At 40.1% G+C, this 25,536-nt stretch carries 29 protein-coding genes and 1 riboswitch; of the genes, 5 read left to right on the forward strand and 24 right to left on the reverse strand.

Features of this window, described 5'->3' with window-relative positions:
* Positions 1-4: 4 nt before the first annotated feature.
* The 9 genes from fni to prsW all read right to left on the reverse strand — a co-directional run bounded on the left by fni (position 5) and on the right by prsW (position 8,292).
* Entirely contained in the window at positions 5-1,066 is a 1,062-nt protein-coding gene (gene fni, locus ACXAD1_RS17125) for a type 2 isopentenyl-diphosphate Delta-isomerase (RefSeq protein WP_474910654.1), read from the reverse strand.
* A 12-nt stretch (positions 1,067-1,078) separates the two neighbouring features.
* A complete protein-coding gene (rpsA, locus tag ACXAD1_RS17130; protein WP_370224033.1) occupies positions 1,079-2,218 on the reverse strand; it encodes a 30S ribosomal protein S1 in 1,140 nt (379 codons plus the stop codon).
* Between the two features lie 522 nt (positions 2,219-2,740).
* Complete coding sequence (locus tag ACXAD1_RS17135) at positions 2,741-3,322, reverse strand: lysophospholipid acyltransferase family protein (protein WP_206838235.1); 582 nt, start codon at positions 3,320-3,322, stop codon at positions 2,741-2,743.
* On the reverse strand, positions 3,319-3,999 hold the full coding sequence (gene cmk, locus ACXAD1_RS17140; protein ID WP_206838237.1) for a (d)CMP kinase: 681 nt from the start codon (positions 3,997-3,999) through the stop codon (positions 3,319-3,321). Before cmk ends, ACXAD1_RS17135 begins: the two co-directional genes overlap by 4 nt.
* Positions 4,000-4,190: 191 nt before the next feature.
* Positions 4,191-4,376, reverse strand: a complete 186-nt coding sequence (locus ACXAD1_RS17145) for a YpfB family protein (RefSeq protein WP_370224485.1) — start codon at positions 4,374-4,376, stop codon at positions 4,191-4,193.
* A gap of 87 nt (positions 4,377-4,463) precedes the next feature.
* A complete protein-coding gene (locus tag ACXAD1_RS17150; protein WP_206838239.1) occupies positions 4,464-5,123 on the reverse strand; it encodes a flagellar brake protein in 660 nt (219 codons plus the stop codon).
* Between the two features lie 150 nt (positions 5,124-5,273).
* Positions 5,274-6,623, reverse strand: a complete 1,350-nt coding sequence (gene ypeB / locus ACXAD1_RS17155; RefSeq protein WP_206838242.1) for a germination protein YpeB — start codon at positions 6,621-6,623, stop codon at positions 5,274-5,276.
* A gap of 14 nt (positions 6,624-6,637) precedes the next feature.
* On the reverse strand, positions 6,638-7,477 hold the full coding sequence (gene sleB, locus ACXAD1_RS17160; RefSeq protein ID WP_206838244.1) for a spore cortex-lytic enzyme: 840 nt from the start codon (positions 7,475-7,477) through the stop codon (positions 6,638-6,640).
* A 125-nt stretch (positions 7,478-7,602) separates the two neighbouring features.
* A complete protein-coding gene (prsW, locus tag ACXAD1_RS17165; protein WP_206838246.1) occupies positions 7,603-8,292 on the reverse strand; it encodes a glutamic-type intramembrane protease PrsW in 690 nt (229 codons plus the stop codon).
* Between the two features lie 131 nt (positions 8,293-8,423).
* Here prsW and ACXAD1_RS17170 point away from each other — a divergent pair, with 131 nt between their 5' ends.
* A complete protein-coding gene (locus tag ACXAD1_RS17170) occupies positions 8,424-9,392 on the forward strand; it encodes an asparaginase (protein WP_206838249.1) in 969 nt (322 codons plus the stop codon).
* Between the two features lie 31 nt (positions 9,393-9,423).
* On the opposite strand, the gene ACXAD1_RS17175 is transcribed toward ACXAD1_RS17170, so the two are convergent.
* From ACXAD1_RS17175 to ACXAD1_RS17205, 7 genes are all read right to left on the reverse strand, one after another.
* Entirely contained in the window at positions 9,424-10,404 is a 981-nt protein-coding gene (locus ACXAD1_RS17175) for a YpdA family putative bacillithiol disulfide reductase (RefSeq protein WP_370224818.1), read from the reverse strand.
* Between the two features lie 376 nt (positions 10,405-10,780).
* Positions 10,781-12,055, reverse strand: a complete 1,275-nt coding sequence (locus ACXAD1_RS17180) for a Glu/Leu/Phe/Val family dehydrogenase (RefSeq protein WP_206838251.1) — start codon at positions 12,053-12,055, stop codon at positions 10,781-10,783.
* 429 nt (positions 12,056-12,484) lie between these two features.
* On the reverse strand, positions 12,485-13,063 hold the full coding sequence (locus ACXAD1_RS17185) for a genetic competence negative regulator (RefSeq protein WP_206838253.1): 579 nt from the start codon (positions 13,061-13,063) through the stop codon (positions 12,485-12,487).
* A 127-nt stretch (positions 13,064-13,190) separates the two neighbouring features.
* Positions 13,191-14,096 carry a MerR family transcriptional regulator gene (locus ACXAD1_RS17190; RefSeq protein WP_474910655.1) on the reverse strand — a complete coding sequence of 302 codons (906 nt, stop codon included), beginning with the start codon at positions 14,094-14,096 and terminating at the stop codon, positions 13,191-13,193.
* Between the two features lie 72 nt (positions 14,097-14,168).
* Positions 14,169-14,939, reverse strand: coding sequence for a metallophosphoesterase (locus ACXAD1_RS17195; protein WP_206838257.1), 771 nt, complete (start codon positions 14,937-14,939; stop codon positions 14,169-14,171).
* Between the two features lie 30 nt (positions 14,940-14,969).
* Positions 14,970-15,374 (reverse strand): hypothetical protein, encoded by a 405-nt coding sequence (locus ACXAD1_RS17200; RefSeq protein ID WP_206838259.1) that lies wholly within the window; start codon positions 15,372-15,374, stop codon positions 14,970-14,972.
* Positions 15,375-15,433: 59 nt separating this feature from the next.
* Complete coding sequence (locus ACXAD1_RS17205) at positions 15,434-16,066, reverse strand: CBS domain-containing protein (RefSeq protein WP_206838261.1); 633 nt, start codon at positions 16,064-16,066, stop codon at positions 15,434-15,436.
* Between the two features lie 147 nt (positions 16,067-16,213).
* Between ACXAD1_RS17205 and ACXAD1_RS17210 the strand changes: the two genes are divergently transcribed.
* The 3 genes from ACXAD1_RS17210 (at position 16,214) to cotJC (ending at position 17,345) form a co-directional block, all read left to right on the forward strand.
* Positions 16,214-16,438 (forward strand): spore coat associated protein CotJA, encoded by a 225-nt coding sequence (locus ACXAD1_RS17210; RefSeq protein ID WP_019380371.1) that lies wholly within the window; start codon positions 16,214-16,216, stop codon positions 16,436-16,438.
* A 2-nt stretch (positions 16,439-16,440) separates the two neighbouring features.
* Entirely contained in the window at positions 16,441-16,701 is a 261-nt protein-coding gene (locus ACXAD1_RS17215; protein WP_035330112.1) for a spore coat protein CotJB, read from the forward strand.
* Positions 16,702-16,775: 74 nt separating this feature from the next.
* Complete coding sequence (gene cotJC, locus ACXAD1_RS17220; RefSeq protein ID WP_206838264.1) at positions 16,776-17,345, forward strand: spore coat protein CotJC; 570 nt, start codon at positions 16,776-16,778, stop codon at positions 17,343-17,345.
* A 56-nt stretch (positions 17,346-17,401) separates the two neighbouring features.
* Here cotJC and ACXAD1_RS17225 read toward each other — a convergent pair whose 3' ends face one another.
* The 5 genes from ACXAD1_RS17225 to ACXAD1_RS17245 all read right to left on the reverse strand — a co-directional run bounded on the left by ACXAD1_RS17225 (position 17,402) and on the right by ACXAD1_RS17245 (position 21,914).
* Complete coding sequence (locus ACXAD1_RS17225) at positions 17,402-17,860, reverse strand: YpbF family protein (protein ID WP_206838268.1); 459 nt, start codon at positions 17,858-17,860, stop codon at positions 17,402-17,404.
* A gap of 92 nt (positions 17,861-17,952) precedes the next feature.
* A complete protein-coding gene (locus tag ACXAD1_RS17230) occupies positions 17,953-18,675 on the reverse strand; it encodes a LysM peptidoglycan-binding domain-containing protein (protein ID WP_206838270.1) in 723 nt (240 codons plus the stop codon).
* A gap of 54 nt (positions 18,676-18,729) precedes the next feature.
* Positions 18,730-19,353 carry a CPBP family intramembrane glutamic endopeptidase gene (locus ACXAD1_RS17235; RefSeq protein ID WP_206838272.1) on the reverse strand — a complete coding sequence of 208 codons (624 nt, stop codon included), beginning with the start codon at positions 19,351-19,353 and terminating at the stop codon, positions 18,730-18,732.
* A 6-nt stretch (positions 19,354-19,359) separates the two neighbouring features.
* Entirely contained in the window at positions 19,360-20,859 is a 1,500-nt protein-coding gene (locus tag ACXAD1_RS17240) for a RecQ family ATP-dependent DNA helicase (RefSeq protein WP_474910656.1), read from the reverse strand.
* The gene (locus ACXAD1_RS17245; protein ID WP_206838276.1) at positions 20,856-21,914 is read right to left on the reverse strand and encodes a YpbB family protein; all 1,059 of its coding nucleotides are present in this window, start codon (positions 21,912-21,914) and stop codon (positions 20,856-20,858) included. The genes ACXAD1_RS17240 and ACXAD1_RS17245 overlap by 4 nt, the downstream gene beginning before the upstream one ends.
* A gap of 259 nt (positions 21,915-22,173) precedes the next feature.
* Between ACXAD1_RS17245 and ACXAD1_RS17250 the strand changes: the two genes are divergently transcribed.
* Positions 22,174-22,422: a ferredoxin gene (locus ACXAD1_RS17250; protein WP_009332793.1), complete on the forward strand. Its 249-nt coding sequence runs from the start codon at positions 22,174-22,176 to the stop codon at positions 22,420-22,422.
* A 131-nt stretch (positions 22,423-22,553) separates the two neighbouring features.
* Here ACXAD1_RS17250 and ACXAD1_RS17255 read toward each other — a convergent pair whose 3' ends face one another.
* The 3 genes from ACXAD1_RS17255 to ACXAD1_RS17265 form a co-directional block, all read right to left on the reverse strand.
* Entirely contained in the window at positions 22,554-23,138 is a 585-nt protein-coding gene (locus ACXAD1_RS17255) for an ECF transporter S component (protein ID WP_206838277.1), read from the reverse strand.
* Positions 23,139-23,300: 162 nt separating this feature from the next.
* Positions 23,301-23,472, reverse strand: a riboswitch (FMN riboswitch).
* Positions 23,473-23,618: 146 nt separating this feature from the next.
* Entirely contained in the window at positions 23,619-24,431 is an 813-nt protein-coding gene (locus ACXAD1_RS17260) for a histidinol-phosphatase (RefSeq protein ID WP_206838279.1), read from the reverse strand.
* Positions 24,432-24,499: 68 nt separating this feature from the next.
* Entirely contained in the window at positions 24,500-25,399 is a 900-nt protein-coding gene (locus tag ACXAD1_RS17265; protein WP_206838282.1) for a M23 family metallopeptidase, read from the reverse strand.
* Between the last annotated feature and the right edge of the window lie 137 nt (positions 25,400-25,536).

The raw sequence follows: 25,536 nt of genomic DNA on the forward strand, positions 1-25,536 counted from the left end.
AGCTTTATTTTTGGATTATTCGCTGAGAATAGGCTTTTGTATCAATGCCACGTTCATTCAGCCAATGATGGGTTTTTTCGGTTATTATAATTGGAGCCTGCTGAAGCTGGGTGATGTTTGCTGCACCAAGGGCAGTCATGATCACTTTTAATTCAGTATGCATATTGTTAATCTCTTCAATGAGTGCTTCAAGTCCTTCTTTCATCAGAACCTTTAAAAAGTATCCCGCCATCCCTGCAGCTCCTGCCCCAAGAGCAATTGCCTTAGCTATTTCATGACTTGTTCGGATGCCCCCGGAAGCTATGACTTCAATATTATTTTCCAAAGATGCAGCTTCTGCAATGGAGACAGCTGTCGGGATTCCCCACTCATTAAAAAACGACAACAGTCTCTCTCTTCTGGCATTTTCTATGCGGGAGAAATTCGTTCCGCCAAATCCGCCAATATCAATTGCTGTAACACCGGTTGATGCAAGCATTGCAACTGTTTCTTTATTTATGCCAAATCCCACTTCTTTTACAACTACTGGAACTTCAGAATGAGAAACGATATTTTCAATTCTTTTTAAGGCACCCCGAAAATCACGGTCACCTTCAGGCATGGTCAATTCCTGGACTACATTTAAATGAATTTGCAATGCATCTGCTTCAATCATATCAACCGCTGCTTTTGCCTGATCGATTGTAGCTTCGCTGCCTAAATTGCCGAAGATAATTCCACTGGGGTTTTCTCTCCTGACAACCCTGTAGGATTCTGCTTCACTTGGATCCTTCAGGGCAGACATTTGAGATCCAACTGCCATAGCAAGACCTGTTGATCTGGCAGCCAGGGCGAGATCCCGGTTAATTTGAACCGTTCTTTCTCCTCCGCCCCCTGTCATGGCATTTATAAAAATTGGCGAACTTAATGTAAGTCCGCCAATTGAAGTGCCTAAATCAGCCTGATCAAGAAACGCATCAGGAAGACTTTGATGAATAAATGCAATATCCTCTAATCCGGTATTGCTGTTTTGGCCCGTTGCCAAAGCATGCTGGATATGATCCCATTTACGTTTTGATCTAGACAAAATTTATCACCATTACTTTTTTAAATTCTTTAGCTGGTCGCCAATCATATCACCAAGTGAGAAGCCTTTATTTTCTTCAGGAAGTTCATAGTCAGTCACTTCTTCCTGTTCCTTTTCAAGAAGATCTTTGATGCTCAATGACAGGCGCTGGTCCTGTTCGTTCACATCAAGAACCTTTACTTTTACTTCCTGTCCTTCGCTCAATACTTCATGAGGAGTCCCAATATGCTTATGCGCAATTTGAGAAATATGGACAAGTCCTTCTACACCTGGGAAAACTTCCACAAATGCTCCATAAGAAACAAGTCTTTTTACTGTTCCATCGAGAGTGCTTCCTTTAGGAGCCTTTTCACTGATATTATCCCAAGGCCCTGGCAATGTCTCCTTAATGGAAAGTGAGATGCGTTCATTGTCCCGGTCTACACTTAATACTTTCACTTTCACTTTTTGGCCTTCTTCCACAACATCTGAAGGCTTCTCTACATGCTCATAAGAAAGCTGGGAAATATGGACAAGACCATCAATCCCGCCGATATCAACAAATGCTCCAAAGTCAGTAATTCTTTGAACTGTTCCATCCAAAACCTGACCTGCCTGAAGGGATTCAAGCACCTGGTGTTTTTGTTTTCCTTTTTCTTCCTCTATTACAGCACGGTGAGAAAGAATGAGGCGATTTTTATCTTTATCAAGCTCTACAATTTTAAATGTCATCGTTTTGCCTTTATAATCAGTAAAGTCCTCAACAAAGTGAGCTTCAACCAGGGAAGCAGGAACAAATCCGCGCACACCCAAGTCTACTACTAAGCCGCCTTTTACAACATCTTTTATTTCTGCTTCAAAAACTTCACCCTCATTAAATTTCTTTTCGAGAGTTTCCCATGATTTACCGGCATCAACTTTTCTTTTAGAAAGAATAAGGGCATCTTCCTCCACTTTTAAAACTTCAAGCTCGAGCTCATCTCCTTCTGAAACCGCATCGCCTGCTTTTTCAATATGAAGGCTTGAAAGCTCGCTGATTGGGATAATCCCATCCAATTTACTGTCAGCAAGGTCAACAATGACTTGCTTTTCTTCCACTTTGGTAACTTGGCCTTTTACCTTGTCACCCACCTCAAAATTTTTAACTTCTACTTGATTCATTTCCTCTGACATATGTATTCCTCCTTAATCCAATGGCTGCTTTCAAATTTTTAATCTGTATTCAACTGCCTGCCATCCAGGCAAGAACCCTGTGTCAGCAGCAGAAATACTCGAATGGCTATTTATTTTGCAGGCTATTTTTCAACTGCTGTTGAATGTCTCTTTCTGCCCTCATAAGAAAAGCGCAAGCGCCTTGCCCACCCCCGACAAGCACAAGACGGGCCTCACAGAAAGGCGTCCTTTGCCTTTTTGGGCGGATTGACCGAAATGTGGAGGCGACTGCCCAGGGACGACAGGCATAAGACGGTTCCTGTAAGAAGGCGTTTTTCCTTCTGAAAGGAAACGGCTTATGACCCCGAGTCCCTAGGTGCCGAAACAAGACAAGCTTGTGACCTCGAGGGGGTAGGCGATGAGTTAGACATTCCTAGAAGTTCAAAGTAAAGGACAGCCTAATTTTTCGAATATTTTCGCCTTTTTAAAAAATGCCTTTTTACTAACTTCTTACAAAAGAAGATTTTTGTCAAGCAAGAAGGTTTATGAATAATCTTCAATTAATTTACCTATTTCTGACATAATCAATTCGGTGGTTTCCTCCGCCGAAGCCTTTCTTTCCCTTAGCTCTTTCATATCAATTGGTTTACCGTAAACAACTTTTAATTTTGAAAAAGCCTTATAGGGTCCAATAATGGCGCAGGGAACGACATGCGCTTCTGACCTGAGAGCAAAAAAACCTGCACCTGCCAGTCCTTTCCCCAGCTGCCCCGTTTTACTTCTAGTACCCTCTGGAAACAGCCCTAAAACATTTCCTTCTTTTAAGATTCCAAGCCCTTTTCTTAATGCCTCCCTGTCACTCATTCCTCTCTTGACAGGAAATGCGTTTAGATCGGGAAGAATTTTCCCCAGAACCGGGACATTAAATAGCTCTTCTTTAGCCATAAAATAAACTGGCCTTGGGGCATTAATGCCGACCACCGGAGGATCAAGATTATCTATATGATTGGAGCATAAAAGGACGCCCCCTTCAGCAGGAAAGTTCTCCTTACCAATTACTTCAAATCTGTATATGGGTTTTAGAACTCCATAGACTGCTGCTTTGGCAAAAGAATAGAGATTCACTTTGTACCAATCCTTTCAATAGCCAGATCCATTATCTTATTGACTACCTGTCCAATTGACAAAGAAGTTGTATCAATCTCTTTTGCATCCTCTGCTTTCTTTAAGGGAGCTACTTCACGCTCAGAGTCCAATTTGTCCCTTAAGGAAATTTCTTCCTTAAGCTTTTCAAGATCAGATGGATATCCCTTCTGGATATTTTCATTATGTCGCCTTACAGCTCTTTCATCGACAGAGGCTAAAAGGAAAATCTTTACTTCTGCATGGGGCAGGACATGGGTTCCGATATCCCGGCCATCCATTACCACTCCTCCATTTAAGGCAAAGCTTTGCTGGCGCAGTACCATTTCTTCTCTAACCAGCTTATGCATGGAAACTATAGAAACAGAATTTGTCACTTCAGAAGTCCTGATTTCATTTGTCACATCCTGGCCGTCCAGATAAATTAATTGCCCTTTTTCGCCAGGCTGCAGTTCAATACCTGTATTGTTTAGAATCTCCATAAGAGAAGCTTCATCTTCAAGACTTGCATTCTTCTGAATCGCTTTATAAGTCAAGGCACGATACATGGCACCAGTATCAATATATATGTAAGATAATTTTTCTGCCACAATCTTTGCTACTGTACTTTTCCCTGCAGCAGCTGGGCCGTCAATTGCAATTGATATACGTTTGCTCATAGTTCCTCCTGTACCCCTGGCCGCTTCTTCCCCAGGTTCATTCAGCTTTATTTTAACATAATAAGTCTGCATCAGTGCATAATTAAGCTGTTTTTTAAGTCTTGCAATTTTTTAAAAAAAAGCCCCTAAAAGACTTATAATTTATCGTTTTCACACGACCGCCAGCACAAAAATAAGCAGGCGCCCGCCTGCTAATAATTTTCCCTGAACGTTTCAAGCAGCTCAGTGAAATTCTGATCTGTTACACCCTCATACTGTGTCAGCTGCTTTAATTCCGGTAAAGCATCCATATGATGAAAGAAAAATTGAGTGAACAGCAAGAAAACAAATTGCACAATAATTAACTTTAGAATAATCCTCTCTACCGTTTTCATCATTGCCATCTCTCCAACTGTAAATATAAGAATAAGCCAATAGACTTCACCATCTATTATGAGAGATGAATATAAAAAATATTCCTTTATTTATATTTCCAGGCCTTTTTTCTTCATAGCCAATTGCCTATCGAAACAAAATCGCAAAAGCAATTGCCTATCCTGGGGGCTTACGTCCATAAACTGAACAGAAATAAGCGATTTTCCATTTTTAGGTTCAGAAACTCTGATAACTTTACTTTTAAGCCGCAAATAATAATTGTCGCCGTTTTGCATTGCTAATACGAAATAAGTATGTATTTGCATATTCGCTTTTAAAGAACTTCTGCTTTGTGCGATGATTGCAGCCCCGCCCGCACTAATATCATCCGTAACGGATACAAAAGGAATAAACTCATTACTTTCCGGGTGGATAGCAACATCAACAGGTGTTTCAACCCGGACAAACTGGCGCCGCTGAATTTTTACCAAATGTTCGTCCCCTGGATATGATAAAACCATCATCGGAATCTTCAGCTTAACTCTTCCCATAACCTCGCTTTCGAAAAGATATACAGTCCCATCTTCAGCTAAAAAAGTTGCCTTCAGCTGAGTCCCATCGAGCAGGAAAGCAGCTTTATTCGTTTCTTGATTTATCGGATAATCAATATATAGATTATTTCCTTCTCTTTCAGCAAGCTTGCATTTATATTTCTCGGATTTTTCCGAGTAGGTTAATTCCAGCAGCAATGTTTCTCCAATATTTATCACACTGACACACTTCCCCTTAGCAAAAGGATAATCTTGTCATTTAATTATGACCGGTATAAAAGAATCCTGCAATAGCATCTTTGAAAAAATTTAGGCAAAAAGACCCATATGCTATTTAAAGCAAAAAAAAGAAAGCCTATCTGGCTTTCTCTACAATACATCTTCAAATACTGGTTCAGCATTTTTAAGCTTTTCTACTTTTTCTTCCTGTCCTGTTTCTGCGTTTATATAGATTCTGTAGGTATCTTCACCCAAAGTGCCAAGAAATTCATAACAGGAAACTTCCTGATTCAAATCATTAATGATTATTGCCCGTCTGTCTTCCATGACTTTCAGCTGTGGATTTACCTTGGCTCTCGCCTCTTCTGCAGTGATTGCAGGCTCAGGAATTTCTCTCTGGTGATGAGCCTTTAAATAATCCTCAGCAGAAAAGGCTGCCATTTTGCCATTGTCAAGCGCAACTTTCACACGAATGGAGTCCGGATAAATTCTTACACCATCCTGATTGGATACAAAGGTAAATACCCCTAAATTGTCATACTGAGCACTCTCGAATAAATCAAGGTCCTTAAAACCATTGTCTTTCAGAAATTTAACCGCATTATTGCTTGCTTCATTAAGGCTTACTTTTTGTTTCGCCACTTCCCTATCCAGTATAAACCAGATTGGATAACCGCCTTTTTTAGTGATATCCATGTTTGCTTCTTCTTTTGTTTTCTTATTTTGAATGCTTACACTAAAGAACCCGTAATCAGATCCTTTACCGTTTTCCGTCACTCTGATATTAATATTATTTCCCAGGTTTGCATATTGCCGGCCTATTCGTGCAGCTTCTTCTTCTGTTATTTCTTTACCCTTAAGATATTTGTAATTTTCATCTTTCCTCTGCATATTTACAAACGCAGGTCCAAAGTCTGTCTCTCCATAGCCTTCAACCGTTTTTTCCACTGTCTTAAATCCATCTATGATTGTATTATCTGCAGCTTCCTCATTTGAAGCAAGCGCCATTTCTACATCCATCCACCGTAAGTTCTTCTCAAGCACCATATGCTGAACTTTGCGCAAATCCTGCTGAACATCAGCCGACTGTTTATAAAGCTGCTTTAGCGCTTGATATTCTTTATCAGATAAAGGCTCCTTCTCCAAGTCCCTTACTGCTGTCCGATAACTGAAATCTCCAATATTGGATAGAAACTCTTCTGTTTTATTGAAAGGAAGAAGCGAGAGAGGCAGCTGGCCAACATCTGAGTGGGCTTCTGAAGTCAATCTCCATACTTCTGCCAATTCAGGTGATAGTGAAGCTCTAGAATTCATTGCTAAGGTTGTTCCAATTTTGTCATGCAATAAGTCAATTTGGTAAGTTAAATCATGAAATGCCCTTTGATAATTATTTTCGGCATTAATTAGGATTGCATTTTTCTCCCGGTGCTCCTGATAACCCCAGAACGCTGTACCGGCAACACCCAGTGCAAGTACGCCTATTAGAATTCCTCTAAGCATGATCATTCACCCCTCTATTTACAGAATATATGTTTTCCAATTTGCTTGATTTGCGGCCGTGTCCAAATCCATCCGCTTGTAGCTGTATCCGGATTAAAGTAATACAGTGCCTCGCCTGTTGGATCCCATCCATTGATGGCATCAAGGACAGCTTTTTTTGCTGTTTCATTCGGCGTTAGCCATATCTGTCCATCGGCAACGGCAGTAAAAGCACGAGGCTCAAATATAACACCAGAAACAGTGTTTGGAAATGAAGCACTTTCTACACGGTTTAAAATTACTGCGGCAACTGCCACCTGGCCTGTATATGGCTCGCCTCTAGATTCTCCATAAACCGCATTGGCCATCAGCTGGATATCATTTTCTGAGAATCCGTTAGGCACATTTGCAGCGGTCGGCTGTTTAGGAGCTTCCTGCTGCTGTGCCGTTCCCCCGGAAGATCCCCCTTGCTGAGGCTGAGTCTGCTTCTCAGTGTCCACCCCGCCGTAGTGGGTAAATTTATTGCCCTTATTAATTTGTTCTTTCACATACTGTTCATTATACTTGGATGCCTTTACGAGCTTGTTTTTTGTTTCCTGACCAGCAAGCCCGTCTATCGGAAGGCCGAATTCATATTGAAAATTCCTAAGTGCCCAATAAGTTCCCCACCCAAAAACTCCATCGATTTTCCCATTGTAGAATCCTAAATACTGCAGGCGGGACTGAAGCTCGATTACATCATCTCCAACAGCTCCGTGCTGGATAACCTGGTTCGAAAAGGCATTAGCTTTGTCCATATTCCCGCTCAATGGAATTCCCAGAACACAAAGGGAGATTATGAGTAGAACCTTTCCTGCCAAAAAATTCTTTTTCATGGATTTTAACCTCCAAAAGTCAATCTTTTTTCATTGACCCTATTTTTTGTAGTCCTTGGCTTTTTATTCAATAACTTGAGTCTTTTTACTTTAGGTTGGTTTTCGGCAAAATAAAAAACCCTCCATCAGGAATGGAGAGTTTTCTGTAAATCAAATTGATTATTCATGTGGTTTACGCTATGTGCCCTTGCTTTTTTCACTTTTCTTAAGCCCAGCCACCAAAGGAAAATCATAAATGGAAACATGATAAAAATCCAATGTTTTAAGGAAATCAGGATGTAGTCGTAAATACCGTGAAGGAGAAAAGGTATAAAGAGCGAGAAGGCTATCCATTTTTTTGTCGAGGTTGCCGAGAATTTTCCTTTTCCTATATAATAGCCCATGATAACACCAAAGAGAGCATGACTGGAAACCGGAAGCAAGGCCCTTCCAAGAGCGTGTTCCACACCGAGCGCGACGAGATAGAAGATATTTTCTGCAGTGGCAAAGCCAAGTGATACAGAAGCACCATACACAATTCCATCATATGGTTCATCAAATGTGATATGCTGATAAATAGTATAAAATAATATAAACCATTTAAAGAATTCTTCCAGCAGGCTTGATGAAAGAAATGCGTCCATCAGACTAGACTGCAGGACCCCTTCAGTCTCTAAAACATACTGGATGAACATGATGGGGAACACGAGCAAAGCACCAAACAAAAAAGTTTTAAAAACCATTGATATGGGTTCAGACTCATATTGATCTTTTAAATAGAAATAGCTTAATAATGCCAACCCCGGCGCGATGCCAGCGGATAATATTCCCAGCATGAGCTGCCCTCTTTTCAATCTGTTTTCTTAATCGTATCATGATATAGAAAGAATTAAAATGATTATTCAAATATTGGAAAACAAATATTTCGCATCATAATTTGTTTCAAAGCTAGAATTGGGGGATAAACATGGAGAAAAAAAAGATACTGGTTATACACACCGGAGGCACCATTTCAATGAGTGAGGATGCAGCAACTGGTGCTGTTAAGCCGACAGGTAATAATCCATTGACTGAAAAAACAAAGGAACTGCTTTCCCTTGCAGAATTACTGGTTGAAGAGCCTTTTCATCTACCTTCACCGCATATAACACCTAAAGAAATGCTAAAATTGAAGGAAATTATTGCAAAATACCTGGCGAAGGAAGAAATTAGCGGCGTAGTCATTACCCATGGGACAGATACATTAGAAGAGACAGCCTATTTCTTGGATCTGACTGTTAAAACATCCCTTCCCATCGTTGTTACTGGTGCTATGAGATCAAGTAATGAAATCGGCTCTGATGGACTTTACAACCTAATTTCCTCCATTCGCGTAGCTTCATGCGAAGAAGCAAAAGACAAAGGGGTTCTGGTTGTTCTAAATGATGAAATTCATACTGCGGAAAATGTGACAAAGACACACACAAGCAATGTATCTACTTTCCAAAGCCCGCAGTATGGACCAATCGGAATAGTCACAAAGAGAGGTGTATTATTTCATAACACGCCCACAAATAGAGAATATTATCCTTTAGATGCTGCTGTAAAAAAAGTCACACTTATTAAAGCATTTGCCGGAATGGATTCTTCTCTGCTTTATGCTATAGGTGATTTAGATTTTGACGGAGTTGTGATTGAAGCACTTGGACAAGGTAATTTGCCTCCAGCCACAATCGAAGGCATTAAAGCTCTTACAGAGAAGAATATTCCGATTGTATTAGTTTCCCGATGTTTCAATGGAATTGCTCAAGATGTATATGGCTATGACGGAGGCGGAAAACACCTAAAGGACATGGGTGTTATTTTCTCGAATGGACTAAACGGGCAAAAAGCAAGAATTAAACTGCTAATCGGACTGCAAACCCAGCAAAATATCGAAGAGATTTTTCAAATATAAATAACTAATAACAAAGGCTGATCCCATATGATCAGCCTTTGTTATTGCCACTCTCTTTTTCAATTATAGCTTTGGCTATTTGTCCGCCATGGAATCTGCCATTTTCAATAAAAATTTCGTTGGCATTATTTCCGGCAGCAATAACACCTGCAATAAATATTCCAGGAACATTCGTTTCCATCGTTTCAGGATTATAATGAGGGCGGCCTGTTTCTTCACTTATTTGAATCCCCATATTCCTTAAAAATCCGTGGTCAGGATGGTAGCCAGTCATGGCAAATACAAAATCGTTCTTAATGTTGAATTGCTGGCCATCCACCATGTAGGTCAGCTTATTTTCACTGATTTCTTTCACATGTGCATTAAATTCCATTTTAATGACGCCATTTCTAACTAAGGACTCAAATTCAGGGAGTATCCATGGCTTTATGCTTGGTGAATATTCTGTTCCGCGGTAGATCACCGTAACTCGGGCTCCAGCTTTAACCAGTTCAATCGCAGCATCGACACTTGAGTTTTTCCCGCCAATTACCGTTACGTCTTTATCAAAATAAGGGTGGGCTTCCTTGAAATAGTGAAAAACCTTTGGCAGGTCCTCTCCTGGTACTTCCATGTAATTTGGATGGTCGTAATACCCTGTAGCAATTATTACGTTATTGGCGGTATAATCCCCCTTATCTGTGTGTACTTCAAATACCTCAGATTGATTTTTAACTACTTTGAGAACTTTTTCAAAGGCGTTAATCTTAATGCTCTTTCTTTTCACAACTTCCCGGTAATATGTCAGCGCCTGGTTTCTCTTAGGCTTGTAATTTTCCGTTATGAAGGGGACCCCGCCGATTTCGAGCTTTTCGCTTGTGCTGAAGAAGGTTTGGTGTGTGGGGTAGTGGTAAATTGCGTTTACAATATTGCCTTTTTCAATAACAAGCGGGTTTCTCCCGGCTTCCTGAAGAGCAATGGCAGCTGCCAATCCGCATGGTCCTCCGCCAACAATAATAGCGTCTATATTCAAAATTCTCACTCCTTAATCAATACCAATGAAAAAAATTTCATGTTGCTGTTTTTTCTACAGATATTGTTTTAGCCTATAATAATGCCCGTTGATTTCAGCACGGGGCACTTGCTTTCCGCGGGGAGAGAAGAGAGCCCTCACCTCCCGCAGGACACTGAATTAGCTTCCTGGAATTAACTCCGCACGATGGAAATGCGGATGCATTTTCGAGGATCAAGTACCGACAGCGAAGGTCAACTCAACAGGTTAAACTTAGTTTGAAGTTAAAAAGCAACAAACTTTACTGAAAACAACATAAAAAACTCCCATCAGTTTATGATAGGAGATTTTTTATGATTATTCAAATGTCTTACATTCATCAATGGAGAATTTACAGTTAGATCCATCCGCGGAATCTTGAAGCTTCCGCCATTTTTCTTACACCTACCATATAGGCAGCCAGACGCATGTCTACACGGCGGGTTTGAGAGGTCTGATAAATATTATCGAATGATTTGACCATGACTTTTTCAAGCTTTTCTTCTACTTCTTCTTCAGTCCAGTAATATCCCTGGTTATTTTGTACCCATTCGAAATATGAAACTGTTACACCGCCGGCAGAAGCCAGTACATCAGGGACAAGCAGTATCCCTCGCTCGGAAAGGATTCGTGTAGCTTCCAAAGTAGTCGGGCCGTTAGCAGCCTCCACTACAATACCCGCTCTTATATTATGTGCATTTTCTTCTGTTATCTGATTTTCGATGGCCGCAGGAACCAGAATATCGCAATCGAGTTCAAGCAGCTCTTTATTTGTAATTGTATCATTAAACAATTTTGTCACAGTGCCAAAGCTATCACGGCGATCCAAGAGGTAATCAATATCAAGGCCTTCCGGATCATATAAACCGCCATATGCATCTGAAATGCCAACAACCTTTGCTCCGGCATCATGCATAAACTTTGAGAGGAAACTTCCAGCGTTCCCGAATCCCTGAACAACAACTCTTGCACCTTCGAGATTAATGCCTTTTTTCTTGGCAGCTTCCCGAATGCAAATTGTAACTCCTTTAGCTGTTGCTGATTCCCGTCCATGTGAACCGCCAAGTACAAGTGGTTTACCTGTAATGAAGCCTGGAGAGTTAAATTCATCAATCCGGCTGTATTCATCCATCATCCATGCCATGATCTGCGAATTGGTAAATACATCAGGTGCAGGAATATCCTTAGTCGGCCCCACAATTTGACTGATGGCCCGTACATACCCGCGGCTTAGCCGCTCTAACTCACCGAAGGACATATCGCGAGGGTCACAAACGATTCCGCCTTTGCCTCCGCCATATGGAAGATCCACAATTCCGCATTTTAAGCTCATCCAAATTGACAGTGCCTTGACTTCCTTTTCAGTTACATTCGGGTGAAAACGAATACCGCCTTTAGTAGGACCCACTGCATCATTATGCTGGGCCCGGTAGCCAGTAAAGACTTTTACTGTTCCGTCATCCATCCGTACAGGAATTTTTACTGTCATCATGCGAATTGGCTCTTTTAGAAGCTCATATACCTCATCAGAATATCCCAGCTTCCCTAAAGCCTTATGTATGACAGTTTGAGTCGACTTTAAGACGTCCAATTTTTCTGCTTTATTTGAATCAGTACCTTTCTCGGCTACCATTTGTAAACCTCCTAGAAAAATCACTTTCATTAGTTGTCCGCTTCCATGGATTAGTATACACCTTTGCCTAATTTATGCAAGAAGAATCATGTACTTTTCCGCATTTTTTAATATTTTTATGAAACCGCTCTCAGCCTTGATATTAAAGGGAATTTTCTGTTTACTCCTAGTACCCGTTTTCCCGTTTAGGCCCAAAAGAAACATCCCATTTCCTTCTTTACTGTATATTTAAAAACTTTTCCATTTTTATACTATTTTTGCAGCTGATTAACTATACTTGTTTTACCCAATTTTTATATAGTTCATGACCATTTAATCCAAATTCACTGCATTTATCTGTTATCATCCTGCCGGCTATTCTCTTTGGCAACCTGCAAAACAAGAGACTTCCTTTGTTCAAAAAAAAAGAGGATGTCCCCCTCTTCCGACTTATAAAAAGTATTCCACCAGCTTTTTTACTGCATTGGACTCGATAAGTACTTTCCCATATTCCTGAATTACATGTATGCTGGTAAAGGCTGAATCACCGTACTCAGCTAATATGGCAATAACTCTATGAATGTCATCTCCCGCTAAATCTGTAACATGATAATAATACATTTCTTTATAACAATATAGGCTTCCTTCCTGAATCTGCACACGGTTCAGCTCTTTAGCCATTTGAATTACGTCTTCAAAATCCTGGAACTCGAATAATATATCTTCACTGCCCTCAACAGTTACTTGCATTTCAATAAAACCATCCTCAAGGAGCTCTTCATCCATCTGATCCTCCATTGTAACGATCATAACCATTCCCTGAGCCTGCATGGAGAATATCTCCACAGCAACTGTGCCTTGAATATCTACACCAAATTCTTCACTTGCCTCTTCCAGCATCTCATGAAAAAGCTGATGCCATTTTAGAGAATCCTTCCAGACATCTTCCTTAGTCAGTCCCCTATCATTCAAGTCATCTAAGGTTAGAAAGATTTTGATTTTATTATAATTCAAACGTTCTAAGCGCATGATAAGCCCCCTGCCCTGAACCAACTCTTTGGTTTAGTGTATGAAACATTGCTCAGTTTGTGAGTCGTCTTATTTTGTATGACTAAAAAAAAGAAAAGACCCGGCAACTTAACCGCCAGGTCTTATGTTATAGGAGCCGTTCTCTAATCCATTCTTCCCACTCATGAGCGGAACCGCCGGGAATAAACTGTTCATACTTCATTTTTTCTTCATTACTAAGGGTATCAATGCCGAATCCCCCAATGCCTACATGCAGCTTCCCATTAGTCTCTGCAAGTCTCTCAGAAAGTTTGAGGGTTTCAGGTACGTTGGACTTCATCGTACAGGATAAGAATACAAATTTTGGTTTAACAATATCAATCACAGTATCAATATCTTCTTCAGCGATGCTTGTCCCAAGGTAAACGACCTCGAATCCCCTTCTGCGCAAAAATAAAGTAAAAATTAAAAGCCCTAATTCATGTGCTTCTCCAGGTCCGCAGACTGCTATCACCTTTGGCAGGACTCCATTATGCGGAAAAGAATGCAGAATCATCCCAATTCTGGATCTTAATATGGATGAGGCAAAATGCTCATGTGCACTAGTTATTTTCCCCTCTTCCCACTGATGACCGATTTTTACAAGTAGAGAGCCTAATATATCAATTAGGACTTTATCTATTGTATAAAAACTGAAAGCCTGATTAATTAAATCATGTGCTTTTGATTCATTAAACTGAAGAAGAGCTTCAAGCAGCTCATTGGCGAGGGCACCAGACCGATCACCTTCCTTATCCATCTGAAGCGGCTCGGCATTTAATTCCTTATTTTCGAGAAGGGAAACAGCCTGGCTTATGGAAAAACCCTGATCCACTTTCCTGATCAGCCATTTTAATACTTTGATATGTTCTTCTGTATATAGCCTGTGACCTGATTCATTTCTCTTAGGAGCAACGATTTGATACCGTCTTTCCCATGCTCTTAACGTTCCAGGCTGAATGCCGAGCATCTTAGATACAGCCTTGATATTATACTTTCCTTCTTCTGTTGCCATGCCCAGCCCTCCATTCATTACTAATTATAAAAAACCGTCGCTAGAACTGTAAAATCTGGGTGTGTTATATTTTCAGCCTTTATTAAGAGTAATGAAATGAGTTTCCGGCTTTGCCCCCAGCCGCAAGGGCACACCGGTCGTACCGTAGCCGTTGCTGATCAGAATTGTTGTTTGCGGCAGTACTTTTATCCGCCCCTTCTCATATGGGCTAAGCCCGAAAATATGAATTTGCCCGCCATGCGTATGTCCGCTTAAAACCAGGTGAATATTTTGTTCTTTTTTTATACTGTTAATGATTCTTGGATCATGGCTGACCAGCACCCGAAATCCTCCTGAACCCGCATCTTCAAGTGCGAGGTCGAGCCGATCCCTATCCTTGCTGAGGTCATCTGTTCCCATCAAAATAAAACGTTCTCCTTCATCTGATTCAAAGGAAAGGGCAGTATTATCGAGAATTTTTACTCCGCATTCGAGGAGAAGAGCATCAAGCTGGTGATAATCCACTTCATAGTCATTATTCCCCCAAACGAAATAGACGGGCCCGCATTCCTTTAACCCCATTAGATTTTTCTTTACTCTTTCAAAAGGGACTCCTTTTTCCAAGAGATCGCCGCCGATGATGACCAGGTCAGGCTTCTTCTCTCTAATCTCCCCGATTATCTTTTCTGACACCGTCCTCTTATGAATATCCGAAATAAAAAAAAGCTTTACTTCACCGAAGCTTTCCGGAAATTCAGGAAAAGAAAGCTCTTTATATATAATTCTATCTGCAAATGCCTCCCTAAGCATAAACATTAGTAAACACACACCGCCAATTAAGGCCAAAGCTATTAAGTATTCCATAAATCCCCTCCTGCCATCAATCGCCTTCAATCAGTCTCCGGCAAGATTGATTTTCTTGAAATCTAAAGAAATAATACCATAAATTACTGAAAAACAGAAAAGGGCCAATGCTTCCCATGGCGAAAGGACTGACAAAACAAAAAAGCCTCCAATAAGCAATAAACTCAGCACAGGCCCAAATAAAGCATCCATATGTTTTGATGACCTCATATTTTTTAAAAGCCTGGCAGTCCACTCGATTATACTTCTAATGATCTCTGCGTTGGCTATAAATGCGATAAGGAAAAAAGTCATTCCCAGGACAAAGCCCGCCGGTTCCAGTACAAAAATGACAATCATATCCGATATGCCCATTGGAATTGACACCGGAAAAAATTTAATAAATAAAATGCCGCTCATAAAACCTGTCATTAGCTTCAGCAAAATTAAAAACACTAAAAATCCCTCCCATACAAAGTGTATGAAAAGGATTTATTTTGTTGACTATATATACATTAATCCTCTGTTATATCAAGAACACGGAAACCGGATTTTTCGAGCCGGCTGATGAACTTATCCATATTATTATTTTTTTCCACCTTCATCACGATGCGGCGGACCAGTTTGTCTGTTTCATCAAAGGTTACAAGGGAAATGATGTGCTCATGGAAATAATGGGCGATTTCGGCTAAACGCGCTATTCGCCCTTCCGCTTCTACCGAAGTAAACGCAATCCTGACACCGGACTTATTGGTGCCGAAGGCGGATTGGAATTGAGCGAGGACATCAAAGCGAGTAACAATGCCCAGAAATTTACGATTATCACCCAAAACAGCAAGTAAAGGGAAATCCTTTAAATCCAGAAGCGTTTTTTCAAAGATCTCATTTCCTTTTAAATATTGCTCCTGATGTGTGGCAATATCCTTTACCAATGTCCCTTCAAGAAAATCATCCTTTGATTTCCCTGACAAAAAGAATTTCTCATATATTCCATATCTCGTAATTATGCCGGCATACTGGTCGCCATCCAATACAGGAAGCCCGTCGATCTGGTGGTCCTCCAGCAAAGCCAGAGCGTCTTTCAACGCTGCATCCTGTCCGATTGTATAACAGGTATGTTTGGGGATCATGATACTTTTCACAAACATTGCCATCACCTCAGAGTAATATTAATTAGACCTGATATTTAACTTCGCCATCACCTCAACTTTCCCCTCTTTTTATTAAAGTAAACAATCATAAAAACACTGCAGTTTTCATAAGTTTCAATGACGCATAAAAAGGAGGGATTATGAATGAATACACTCCGTAAAACCTGGCACCCATATGTAAGCCCCTTTGACCCCTGCACCCCGATAAAGGTCAAAACCTATTCCACTCCTCCAAATCTATATATGGGATTTCAGCCGCCAGGACTTGAACAATTTACACCAATGGAGGCTTTAAGAGCAGGAACGCTTTGGAAGGCTTTCTATGATCCGTGGTACAGTCCCTATGAAAAAGCCAGGGAGGGACAATAGCCATGAAACAATTGCCGGCAGATTACTATCAGCTTCTTGAACAGCTTCAGGCTGTGGATTTTGTCCTTGTTGATCTGACTCTATACCTTGACACCCATAACAATGATACTGAAGCCATTAAGCAATTCAATCACTATGCAAAAGAACGAAAAAAACTGAGAAATGCCATTGAGAGCAAGTATGGTCCATTAATGCAATTTGGACACAGCTATTCCGGTCAGCCATGGAATTGGGATGATGCCCCGTGGCCTTGGCAAGTATAAATTTGGTTCACAGGCGCCTTCTGGCATGAAGGCGCTCAATAGATTAGCGGACTTCCGAAGGGGGCTGAGAAAAAATGTGGGTTTATGAAAAGAAGCTGCAGTATCCGGTGAGGGTAAGCACATGCAATCCCAAACTGGCAAAGTATCTAATTGAACAATATGGGGGAGCGGACGGTGAACTTGCTGCTGCCCTAAGATATTTGAATCAGCGCTATACTATTCCGGATAAGGTCATCGGACTTCTAACAGATATTGGAACTGAGGAGTTTGCCCATCTGGAAATGATTGCAACAATGGTTTACAAGTTAACAAAGGATGCTACGCCTGATCAAATGAAAGCTGCCGGTCTCGATGCCCATTATGTCAACCATGATAACGCTCTTTTTTACCATAATGCTGCAGGTGTGCCTTGGACAGCTTCTTATATTCAGGCAAAGGGGGACCCTATAGCAGACTTATACGAAGACATCGCTGCAGAAGAGAAAGCCAGGGCAACCTATCAGTGGATTATTAATATGAGTGATGACCCGGATTTAAATGACGGACTCCGTTTTTTAAGAGAAAGAGAGATTATTCATTCCCAGCGATTCAGAGAAGCCGTAGAGATTCTTAAGGAAGAACGGGATAAGAAGAAATTCTTTTAAGTATACTTAACAAAAAAGAAGCAGGCGGGCTGCTTCTTTTTCCATTTTCTATGGTGTTATTTATTCTCATGATAAAGATTTATATCATAATTTTTTTTCATCATTTCGAAAACGGTATGTCGATTTTTCCATTCATCTTCTTTTTTCCAAAGATCTTTGCTCTTATCTATAATCTCACACCTAAGGGCATGATATTCTTTTTCTGCTTTCTCCCTTTTTTCCCTCAGAAGATTCATAAGTCCATAAAGGCCAACCGTAAAAACAAGCAAATAGAAATTCGCTGACTGATTGACAAAAGCCGAAAACATGGATGCAAACGAGTAAGAGTATGGCAGCATGACACTCTTATAAATATAAAAAAAGAATAAAAATGAAATAAATACAGTCGCCCACATGGCAATTAAATGCCAGGACTTGAATCGATCAAATTTTTGCTTTCTCTCTACTACTTTCTCAAGCATTTTTCTTGTAGCCTGGTCTGTACGTTCATCAAGCATTCTAATCGGCGATTCCAAAACTCTCCCTCCCTTTCTCAATAATGTATGAGCTTGTACATTATTATATGACTAAGAAGGAGAGGCTGCTGCCGCACCTGTTTTCGATCCTTTTATTGCTCAAGCGGAATCTTTAATACCTGGCCCGTTTGTATCTCATTCGAGGGCAAATTGTTGGCTTGCTTTATTTTTTCAATTCCCGACTGGGATTTATAATAGGTCATGGCAATTCTAAAAATTGTTTCCTTCGGTTTAACCGTATGGTAAATAACTTTACCTTCCTTTTTTAATGCTTCCTTTGTCCCGGCTGTTTTGGAAGAGTCTGTAGTTTCAGATCCTGTTTCCTGAACTTCCTTATTAGGTTCAGATCCTTTATCTTCTATATCAGTCTTTTGAGGGGCCTTTTTTTCCTGCTGGACTTTGGCATCTTCTTTTTCTTGAGCACCCTCAGCTTTTTCAGTTATCTCAGGTTCCTGGGATACCGGTTCTTCTCTGACTTCTATAGTTGTCCCTTTATCTTCATCATTTGTGGCAAAAACCACTGTTTCAGAACCTGTTTCCTCATTTTCTGTATTTAACCCGGCATTGATGCTTTTATCACTGCTTACATATTGATAAATACTGAAAATGGTGATGGGCAGTAGGATAAAAAATAAAGCAAGCAGGCGAATAACAGGGTATTTAATCTTCCATTTACTCTTTTTTCTTTTTTCCTGATGAACACGGCTCCGTGGCGGCAACGCTGATTTTTGCCCGCTATTTTCCGTTTCCAGTTTTCGGTCAATCTTCTTACGGAGTCTTTCAGCCTGATCTCTATAAGGGTCTTCTTTATTCATGTTTCATCCCTTCCTGTAATAAAAAATCATAAGAAGTTTATTTTGATGCTGCTGTTAATGATCGTTAATTACGTTCTCCTCTTCCGCTATCCTTTCAGATTTTTTCAGGAAACGTTTTCGAATAAGAATACCAAGAAGAAAGTCAATCAGAAAATGCATAACAATCGTAACAAGCAAATTATTGGTTATATGATAAATATAACCTATTAAAAAGCTTAATGTAATAATATTTACAAACAAAAACCAATTAAAAAGATATCGATAATGAACAAACGCAAAAATAAGACTTGAGATAGCAAGGCCGAAATGAGTCTGAATGACTCCCCTGAATAGAAGTTCTTCACTAAAAGCCACCACTGCAGCAATAAAAGCAATATGGAGAAAACTGCGATTTTGAAAGATTTTCTCATTTAATCCTCCATCATCATACAATTTTTCCGGAAGAACCTTCATCAAGCCGATATCTATCAGGACAACTGCCGCTCCTGCCGCCGCTCCAATTACAAGAATATTTATATCATAGAATACAAAGAGAACTTGGAATTCCTCAATATTATTAAATAATATTATACTTAGAATTAAAGAAATGGATAAAATAAGCAACTGAGTAAGATAAAGATGAAATAATAGTTCCTTGTCTGTCAATTCCTTAATGATGTCCGCGTATCTTTTTCCCATTTTAATTCACTCACTTGGAATCAGGAGGTATTCTAAATGATTTTTCCAATCATAAAGCGGGTTTTCCTGATTATCTGAATTTGTATTTCTTGTGAATTTTTCAAATCGCAAACCACATATATCACAGCAGAATGGGACTGAGGAATTTTTTTCCTCATCAAAATAGGAAAGTATATTCTCTCTCCGGCATGTCTTCTTGTGTATCCACTTATATACTTCCTCAATGCTATCCCTTTTCAATTTGATCCTGCCTTCATAATAACCCTTCATCTCCTGCAGAATCCTTCTGTAATCGAGTCCAGTTTTGCTTTTCCGCTCAAAAAAGTCATTAAATATTCTCCACTGAACATCGTTTAAACCTGAACGCTGCTTAATTGTCTCTTCAAATGCACCGATATTCAGGATCGCATTTGGGTTTTCTTCTAGCCATTCCCTAATCCAATCAATTTGAGCTTTGTCAGGTAATTCACTTTCTGCAAGCTGTATAGGAAGCTGCTCGTCACCCGGTGCATAGAGCATGATGGCAATACTTTGATTTCCATCCCTCCCAGCCCGCCCAATTTCCTGCAGGTAGGATTCCATCTGAAGAGGCATATGAAAGTGTATTACATACCTGATATTATCTTTGTTAATCCCCATGCCAAAGGCGCTTGTAGCACAAATAAGATCGAGCTGTCCATGAATAAATTGCTGCTGCACAAGGATACGGCTTTCCTGGTCCATTCCCCCATGGTAAGCCATCACTCTTCTGAGTCCCTTGTCCCTAAGCAGATCAGCTGTCTGTTCCGCCATTTTTTTGCTGGAGAAATAAATAATTCCAGGGCCCTCAAGGATTTCAGCAAGCTCCTCAAGTCTCTCTGTTTTTGCACGGAAATTCTCTAACTTTTCTACAGATAGTGCAATATTAGGACGGTCAACGGAGTAAATAAACTCGCTGCATTCCAGTATGCCAAGTGACTTTTTTATATCTGCTTTTACTTCAGGGGTAGCTGTAGCAGTTAAAGCCAGTGTAACCGGGTTCCCTATAATTTTTCTGACTTCGCCAAGCTTTAAATAATCTGGCCTGAAATCATATCCCCATTGGGAGATACAATGAGCTTCATCCACAACAAATAAAGCAATCCGCAATTTCTTCAGCTGAGAAAGTACTGACTCATAATAAAGCATTTCGGGTGAAATAAAGATAAACTTATATTGATTCAAATGAATCAATGCCTGTTTTTTTTCTGAGCGGGATAAAAAAGAATTGAATGCAATTACCTGTTTTTCCCCATTTATCATAAGCTGTTCAGCCTGATCCTGCATAAGAGACAGCAAGGGAGATATAATAATCACCTGGCCTTCAACCATATATCCCGGCAGCTGATAACAGAGGGATTTCCCTGTACCTGTTGGCAGCATGGCAACAGTATTTCTCCCTGAAAGTACTGATTCAATGATCTCCTTTTGTCCAAGTCTGAAGGAAGGATAGCCAAATTTGCTCTGCAATAACGCTTCTAATTTCATTGTCCCTCTCCAAGCTTTGCCATGACTAATCTGATTTCAAAATAATCGGATTCCGGCACCATTTGACGTATTTGCTTTAGTTGTAATGAGGCAGCACTGTTTGCTGCTTGAAGAATCAATTTCTGTTTCCTCTCCGATACATACCGTGTGATATTAAAGCCGCTGTCATTCAGAGCTACCTCCACCACATGATCCTCAATTGTACTTTTTTTCAATTTTCTCGTTTTCGCTATAACATCCAAATCCAGTCCCTGTTTTAGCAATGTGTATGTTTTTTGGGCCGACAACGTTAGCTGAACTTCATTTCCTGCCCCGCACACTAATTTATCGATAAGCGGATATCCGGCAGCATTTTCTCTTACGCTAGCAAGAATATGATGAATGGCTCCGAGGAACTGATGGTGGTAATAATCCTGACTGATTCCCAGGTGTTCTGAAGCCTGAACAGCAGTGAGGCCAATACGGTTATAGCCTGACAGCCTCAAAGTCAGCACAGCAGGATTAATATCCCTTAGCCTTTCGAGGCATTGGCAGAGTTCCCTGTTCAGCACACTTCCTATTTCATTGCGGGCGAATCCAGATGTTCTCAAAAAATATTTCAGCCATTCATGAACATCTCTTTTTCTTTGAATTGGAAGGTATTTTACATTGTCATTATTTAAATGTGATATAACCTGAATTAAAAGAGTAATCCTCTCCCAAAACAGGTCAGCTGCACTATGATACAGCCATCCGTTTAATGAAGACGGTATTGGACATTCTAAAAGAGACCTTTCCAGCTCTTCCTTGCCCTCTGCAGTCAAAATGTAATGCTTTTCATCAGCTGCAGTCATCCAGCTTCTGCTTTCAATCTCTTGTGAAAGATGATCCAGAGCATCCCGGCTTAAACTTCCAAATGTTCGAAAAAGCTGGGTCAGCTGAAATAAATGAGCATCTTGAATGGTTTGGGAAGTTTTTTTTCCATTGAGCAAATGTAAAATAGAGTATATAGTCCTTTGTCCCTGTAATTCTTTAACACAGTACATTATTACAGTTTTCAAATAAGTTCTATCCATTTTTTTCACCTTACGGCCAAAGATTTTAATCTTGTTTTCATAAGCTTGTTCTCCTTCTTCCATTTTATCATGAAAGAAATCGGCAGGCCGTTTTAATTATTTTTTCATAGGGTAAATTATGCCTAAACCCTTGTGTGATAAGCATTCTCAATACATTTTCTATTGAAAAGTTGAACATTCAGTTTTACAATAGATGTGAGGAATGTGTTACCATCATTTTGATGGACGATTAATTGTTTAAATCTTGGGAGGTTTTTTCATGGCAAAGTATACAATTGTTGACAAAGAAACATGCATTGCATGTGGAGCTTGCGGCGCAGCTGCACCGGACATTTATGATTATGATGATGAAGGCATCGCTTTCGTTACCCTTGATGATAACCAGGGTATCGTTGAAATTCCTGATGTATTAGTTGATGATATGATGGATGCATTCGAAGGCTGCCCGACCGATTCAATCAAAGTAGCTGATGATGCTTTTGATGGCGACCCGCTTAAATACGAATAATCCTCAACCATACTCTAACCTTTGTTAAGCTGCTGCTCCCTTTCATCATGAAAGGGAGTTTTTTTGTTAACATTGCATGCATGAACAGAAAAGCAGCGGCACATTTGCCGCTGCTATAAACTTATATAGTATTAAGCTGCGCTTTTAATAACAGCCTGCTTTTCCACCCAAGTTCTCATGCGTGTAAAAATAAGCATGAAAACAAATGAAATGATTAAACCTTTTAAAATGTTGAATGGCAAAATCCCTGTCACAATCATTGTTCTCATTTCAGGCGCTGACATTGCAGGGAAGTTAAGGAAGAATGTATATGCCGGCAGAATTACAAGGTAATTCAGCACACTCATAATGACAGCCATAACCATTGTGCCGATTACAAGCCCAAACGTCATGCCCTTTTTTGTTTTCAGCTTGCTGTACACATAATAGGTCGGCAGGACGAACAAAATGCCTGCGGCAAAGTTTGCAATATGCCCAACAGGAACACCTGTTGCACTCCCTGTCATGAAGTAATCAAGAATATTCTTAATAAGTTCCACTAAGATCCCTGCTGCTGGACCAAAGATTAACGCTGCGATTAATGCAGGAATATCGCTGAAGTCAATCATCAGAAATTGCGGAAACGGCGGGATTGGGAAATTGAGCAGCATTAATACGTAAGAGATGCTGCTTAGCATTCCAATAGCAACCATAGATTTGATATTAAGTTTTTTCAAGTTCCTCTCTCCTTTTTAGGACTATCTCTCCTAAAGAAGAAAGGTTCAGCTAAGCAATAGTCTTCGCAATAAATAACCCTCAAGCTAATATAACTTGAGGGATAGTTGCAAAGGCACGCTTAATAACGTTCAAAACCTGCATTTTTTGAACGTCTGCAGAACCTCCATCTTCTCCCATCCAGACTGTACTGTCGGCTTTGGAATTGCACCAAATCCTGCCCAAATAAACTCCAGAGCTTTTTATTCAAAAACTCTGCTCTAAGGCTCGCGGGCTTAGAGTCAATATTGACCCATCACCGCCGGTCGGGAATTTCACCCTGCCCCGAAGATAGACCGTATTATTTATACAGATTCATTATACTGAAAAAAAGTTATTCTGTGAAGGGATATGTTCACCTGTCAGGTTTAGATCCATGCCAAAACCCTTTCAGTTTTTTTAGATATAACAAAAAAAGACGGCAATAAGCCATCCTTTATATATTATCCAAGCGGATATTCCTTTCTTTCTCCTTTTGAGAAGGTCATGATGGACTGATACCCCACTTCTTTTGCAAGGTCAATTGCCTTTTCAAAATCTGCACCTACATGTTCAGGAAAGTGCGCATCAGACGATAAAACAATCGGGATATTTTTTTCATGGCATTTCTGAAGAAGACGTTTGTCCGGGTATAGTTCCCCCACTGGTTTTCTCAGACCAGCCGTGCTAATTTCAACACATGTCTTGGATTCTGCCAGCGCATTGGCTGCACGATCATATTGCTCCAGCAAAAATTCTTCGTCCTGTGGAACATATTTAAAAATTTTCACGAGGTCTAAATGGCCAACAATATCGAATAAATTTGACTGAGCCAGAGTAACCACCTGATCAAAATATTTTCGATATACTTCATATAGATCCCGTTTATCCCATTCTTTTCTAAATTCAGCCAGGTCTATACCGAAATCTCCAACCCAATGAATGGATCCGATTACATAGTCAAACGAATAACTATTGATAAACTTCTCCATTTCACCATGTTTGCCTGGTGTGTAGTCCATTTCGATCGACATCTTCACATCTATGTCATTGCTCCAAGCTTCATGAAAAACATTCACATAGTCTTTCATATCATAAAAACGCCTCTCGTTTACCCATGGATTCTGCAGGATGTCTGCTGTCTGGTAGAAATGATATGCATGCTCTGAAATTCCAAAAGATTCAATCCCTTTCTGAACTGCAGCATCTGTGAATTTTTTTAAGTAATCCAGGCTCAACGTGCCATTTTCGAGATGATTATGATAGTCTGTAAGCATTTTTCAAACTCCCCCAGTTTTTTACCCATTATACTTTAAGGGAGTAAAGCGGTGCAATCATTTCTATTCTATTTTTTGCGAATGATTAGAATTTGTCCAATTTTTATTACATCTGAATCAGCATTATTTAAGTCTTTGATTGCTTCTGCAGTTGTATCATGAAATTTCGCAATAGAAGATAGAGTATCTCCTTGTTTAACAGTGTATTCTGTATATTTCTCGGGTTTTATCAATAGCTTTTGACCTAAAAAAATGTGATCAGGATTAATATTATTTAAAACCGCAATATCCCCAGCATTCAGATTATAGTGTGCAGCAATAGACCACAATGTTTCCCCTGTTTTAACTATATGGTAAGTTTCCACGGAATCATTTTTTATTTTCCCTGATTCAACATTAGACGGCCGTGCTGAAACTTCACGCGCATTTTCCTCTTTAATCACAGCATTTACAGCTTGTCCAACTACTCCCATTCCAAATGCAACAGAGGGATCAACTGCATTTATTTTATCAGCTGTCCATGCATGCGTATGTATTTCAAAATGGAGATGCACACCTGACGAGTCACCAGTGCTTCCCATCAGTCCGATTTTCTGTCCCTGCTCAACATTTTCTCCTTCGGCAGAAAAACGTTTTTCCAGATGGGCGTACACTGTTTCAGTTTGGTTGTTATGTTTAATGAATATCACATTTCCGTATGTTTGGGAATAATAAGACCTGGACACAATTCCTGTGTCAACAGCATAAACTGGATTCCCGGAATCCCCAGCTATATCGATGCCTTTATGATGCCCTTTCCTTGTCCCAAACGTGTCTGTAATTACACCATCTGCAGGCCATACCCAATGCTTTGTCATTTCCGGAATTTTTGGCTCCGCAGCTTTAGAATGCTTCCCTCCCAAAAATAACAGACTCACACAAAGAGCCATTATTCCTGCGATAAAGAAACGCCTTATGTAATCCTTCATCCTTTTCCTCCTATGTTGTCAGCTGAAATATCCGTACGAGTGCCTGCCACTGTCCACACTCTCTTTCACCCTATGACAGCTTGTACTCTTTTAGAACAATTAACATAAAGCTCTTAAAAGCACAGTTATTAGTATAC

It is taken from the genome of Cytobacillus sp. ABV4_503, assembly GCF_056158445.1.

Excerpts from the sequence above, each read along its gene's own strand:
- rpsA (WP_370224033.1), bottom strand. The coding sequence starts at position 2,218 with ATGTCAGAGGAAATGAATCAAGTAGAAGTTAAAAATTTTGAGGTGGGT.
- cmk (WP_206838237.1), bottom strand. The coding sequence starts at position 3,999 with ATGAGCAAACGTATATCAATTGCAATTGACGGCCCAGCTGCTGCAGGG.
- ACXAD1_RS17145 (WP_370224485.1), bottom strand. The coding sequence starts at position 4,376 with ATGATGAAAACGGTAGAGAGGATTATTCTAAAGTTAATTATTGTGCAA.
- ypeB (WP_206838242.1), bottom strand. The coding sequence starts at position 6,623 with ATGCTTAGAGGAATTCTAATAGGCGTACTTGCACTGGGTGTTGCCGGT.
- sleB (WP_206838244.1), bottom strand. The coding sequence starts at position 7,477 with ATGAAAAAGAATTTTTTGGCAGGAAAGGTTCTACTCATAATCTCCCTT.
- prsW (WP_206838246.1), bottom strand. The coding sequence starts at position 8,292 with ATGCTGGGAATATTATCCGCTGGCATCGCGCCGGGGTTGGCATTATTA.
- ACXAD1_RS17170 (WP_206838249.1), top strand. The coding sequence starts at position 8,424 with ATGGAGAAAAAAAAGATACTGGTTATACACACCGGAGGCACCATTTCA.
- ACXAD1_RS17180 (WP_206838251.1), bottom strand. The coding sequence starts at position 12,055 with ATGGTAGCCGAGAAAGGTACTGATTCAAATAAAGCAGAAAAATTGGAC.
- ACXAD1_RS17185 (WP_206838253.1), bottom strand. The coding sequence starts at position 13,063 with ATGCGCTTAGAACGTTTGAATTATAATAAAATCAAAATCTTTCTAACC.
- ACXAD1_RS17190 (WP_474910655.1), bottom strand. The coding sequence starts at position 14,096 with ATGGCAACAGAAGAAGGAAAGTATAATATCAAGGCTGTATCTAAGATG.
- ACXAD1_RS17195 (WP_206838257.1), bottom strand. The coding sequence starts at position 14,939 with ATGGAATACTTAATAGCTTTGGCCTTAATTGGCGGTGTGTGTTTACTA.
- ACXAD1_RS17205 (WP_206838261.1), bottom strand. The coding sequence starts at position 16,066 with ATGTTTGTGAAAAGTATCATGATCCCCAAACATACCTGTTATACAATC.
- ACXAD1_RS17210 (WP_019380371.1), top strand. The coding sequence starts at position 16,214 with ATGAATACACTCCGTAAAACCTGGCACCCATATGTAAGCCCCTTTGAC.
- ACXAD1_RS17215 (WP_035330112.1), top strand. The coding sequence starts at position 16,441 with ATGAAACAATTGCCGGCAGATTACTATCAGCTTCTTGAACAGCTTCAG.
- cotJC (WP_206838264.1), top strand. The coding sequence starts at position 16,776 with ATGTGGGTTTATGAAAAGAAGCTGCAGTATCCGGTGAGGGTAAGCACA.
- ACXAD1_RS17230 (WP_206838270.1), bottom strand. The coding sequence starts at position 18,675 with ATGAATAAAGAAGACCCTTATAGAGATCAGGCTGAAAGACTCCGTAAG.
- ACXAD1_RS17235 (WP_206838272.1), bottom strand. The coding sequence starts at position 19,353 with ATGGGAAAAAGATACGCGGACATCATTAAGGAATTGACAGACAAGGAA.
- ACXAD1_RS17240 (WP_474910656.1), bottom strand. The coding sequence starts at position 20,859 with ATGAAATTAGAAGCGTTATTGCAGAGCAAATTTGGCTATCCTTCCTTC.
- ACXAD1_RS17245 (WP_206838276.1), bottom strand. The coding sequence starts at position 21,914 with ATGGATAGAACTTATTTGAAAACTGTAATAATGTACTGTGTTAAAGAA.
- ACXAD1_RS17250 (WP_009332793.1), top strand. The coding sequence starts at position 22,174 with ATGGCAAAGTATACAATTGTTGACAAAGAAACATGCATTGCATGTGGA.
- ACXAD1_RS17260 (WP_206838279.1), bottom strand. The coding sequence starts at position 24,431 with ATGCTTACAGACTATCATAATCATCTCGAAAATGGCACGTTGAGCCTG.
- ACXAD1_RS17265 (WP_206838282.1), bottom strand. The coding sequence starts at position 25,399 with ATGAAGGATTACATAAGGCGTTTCTTTATCGCAGGAATAATGGCTCTT.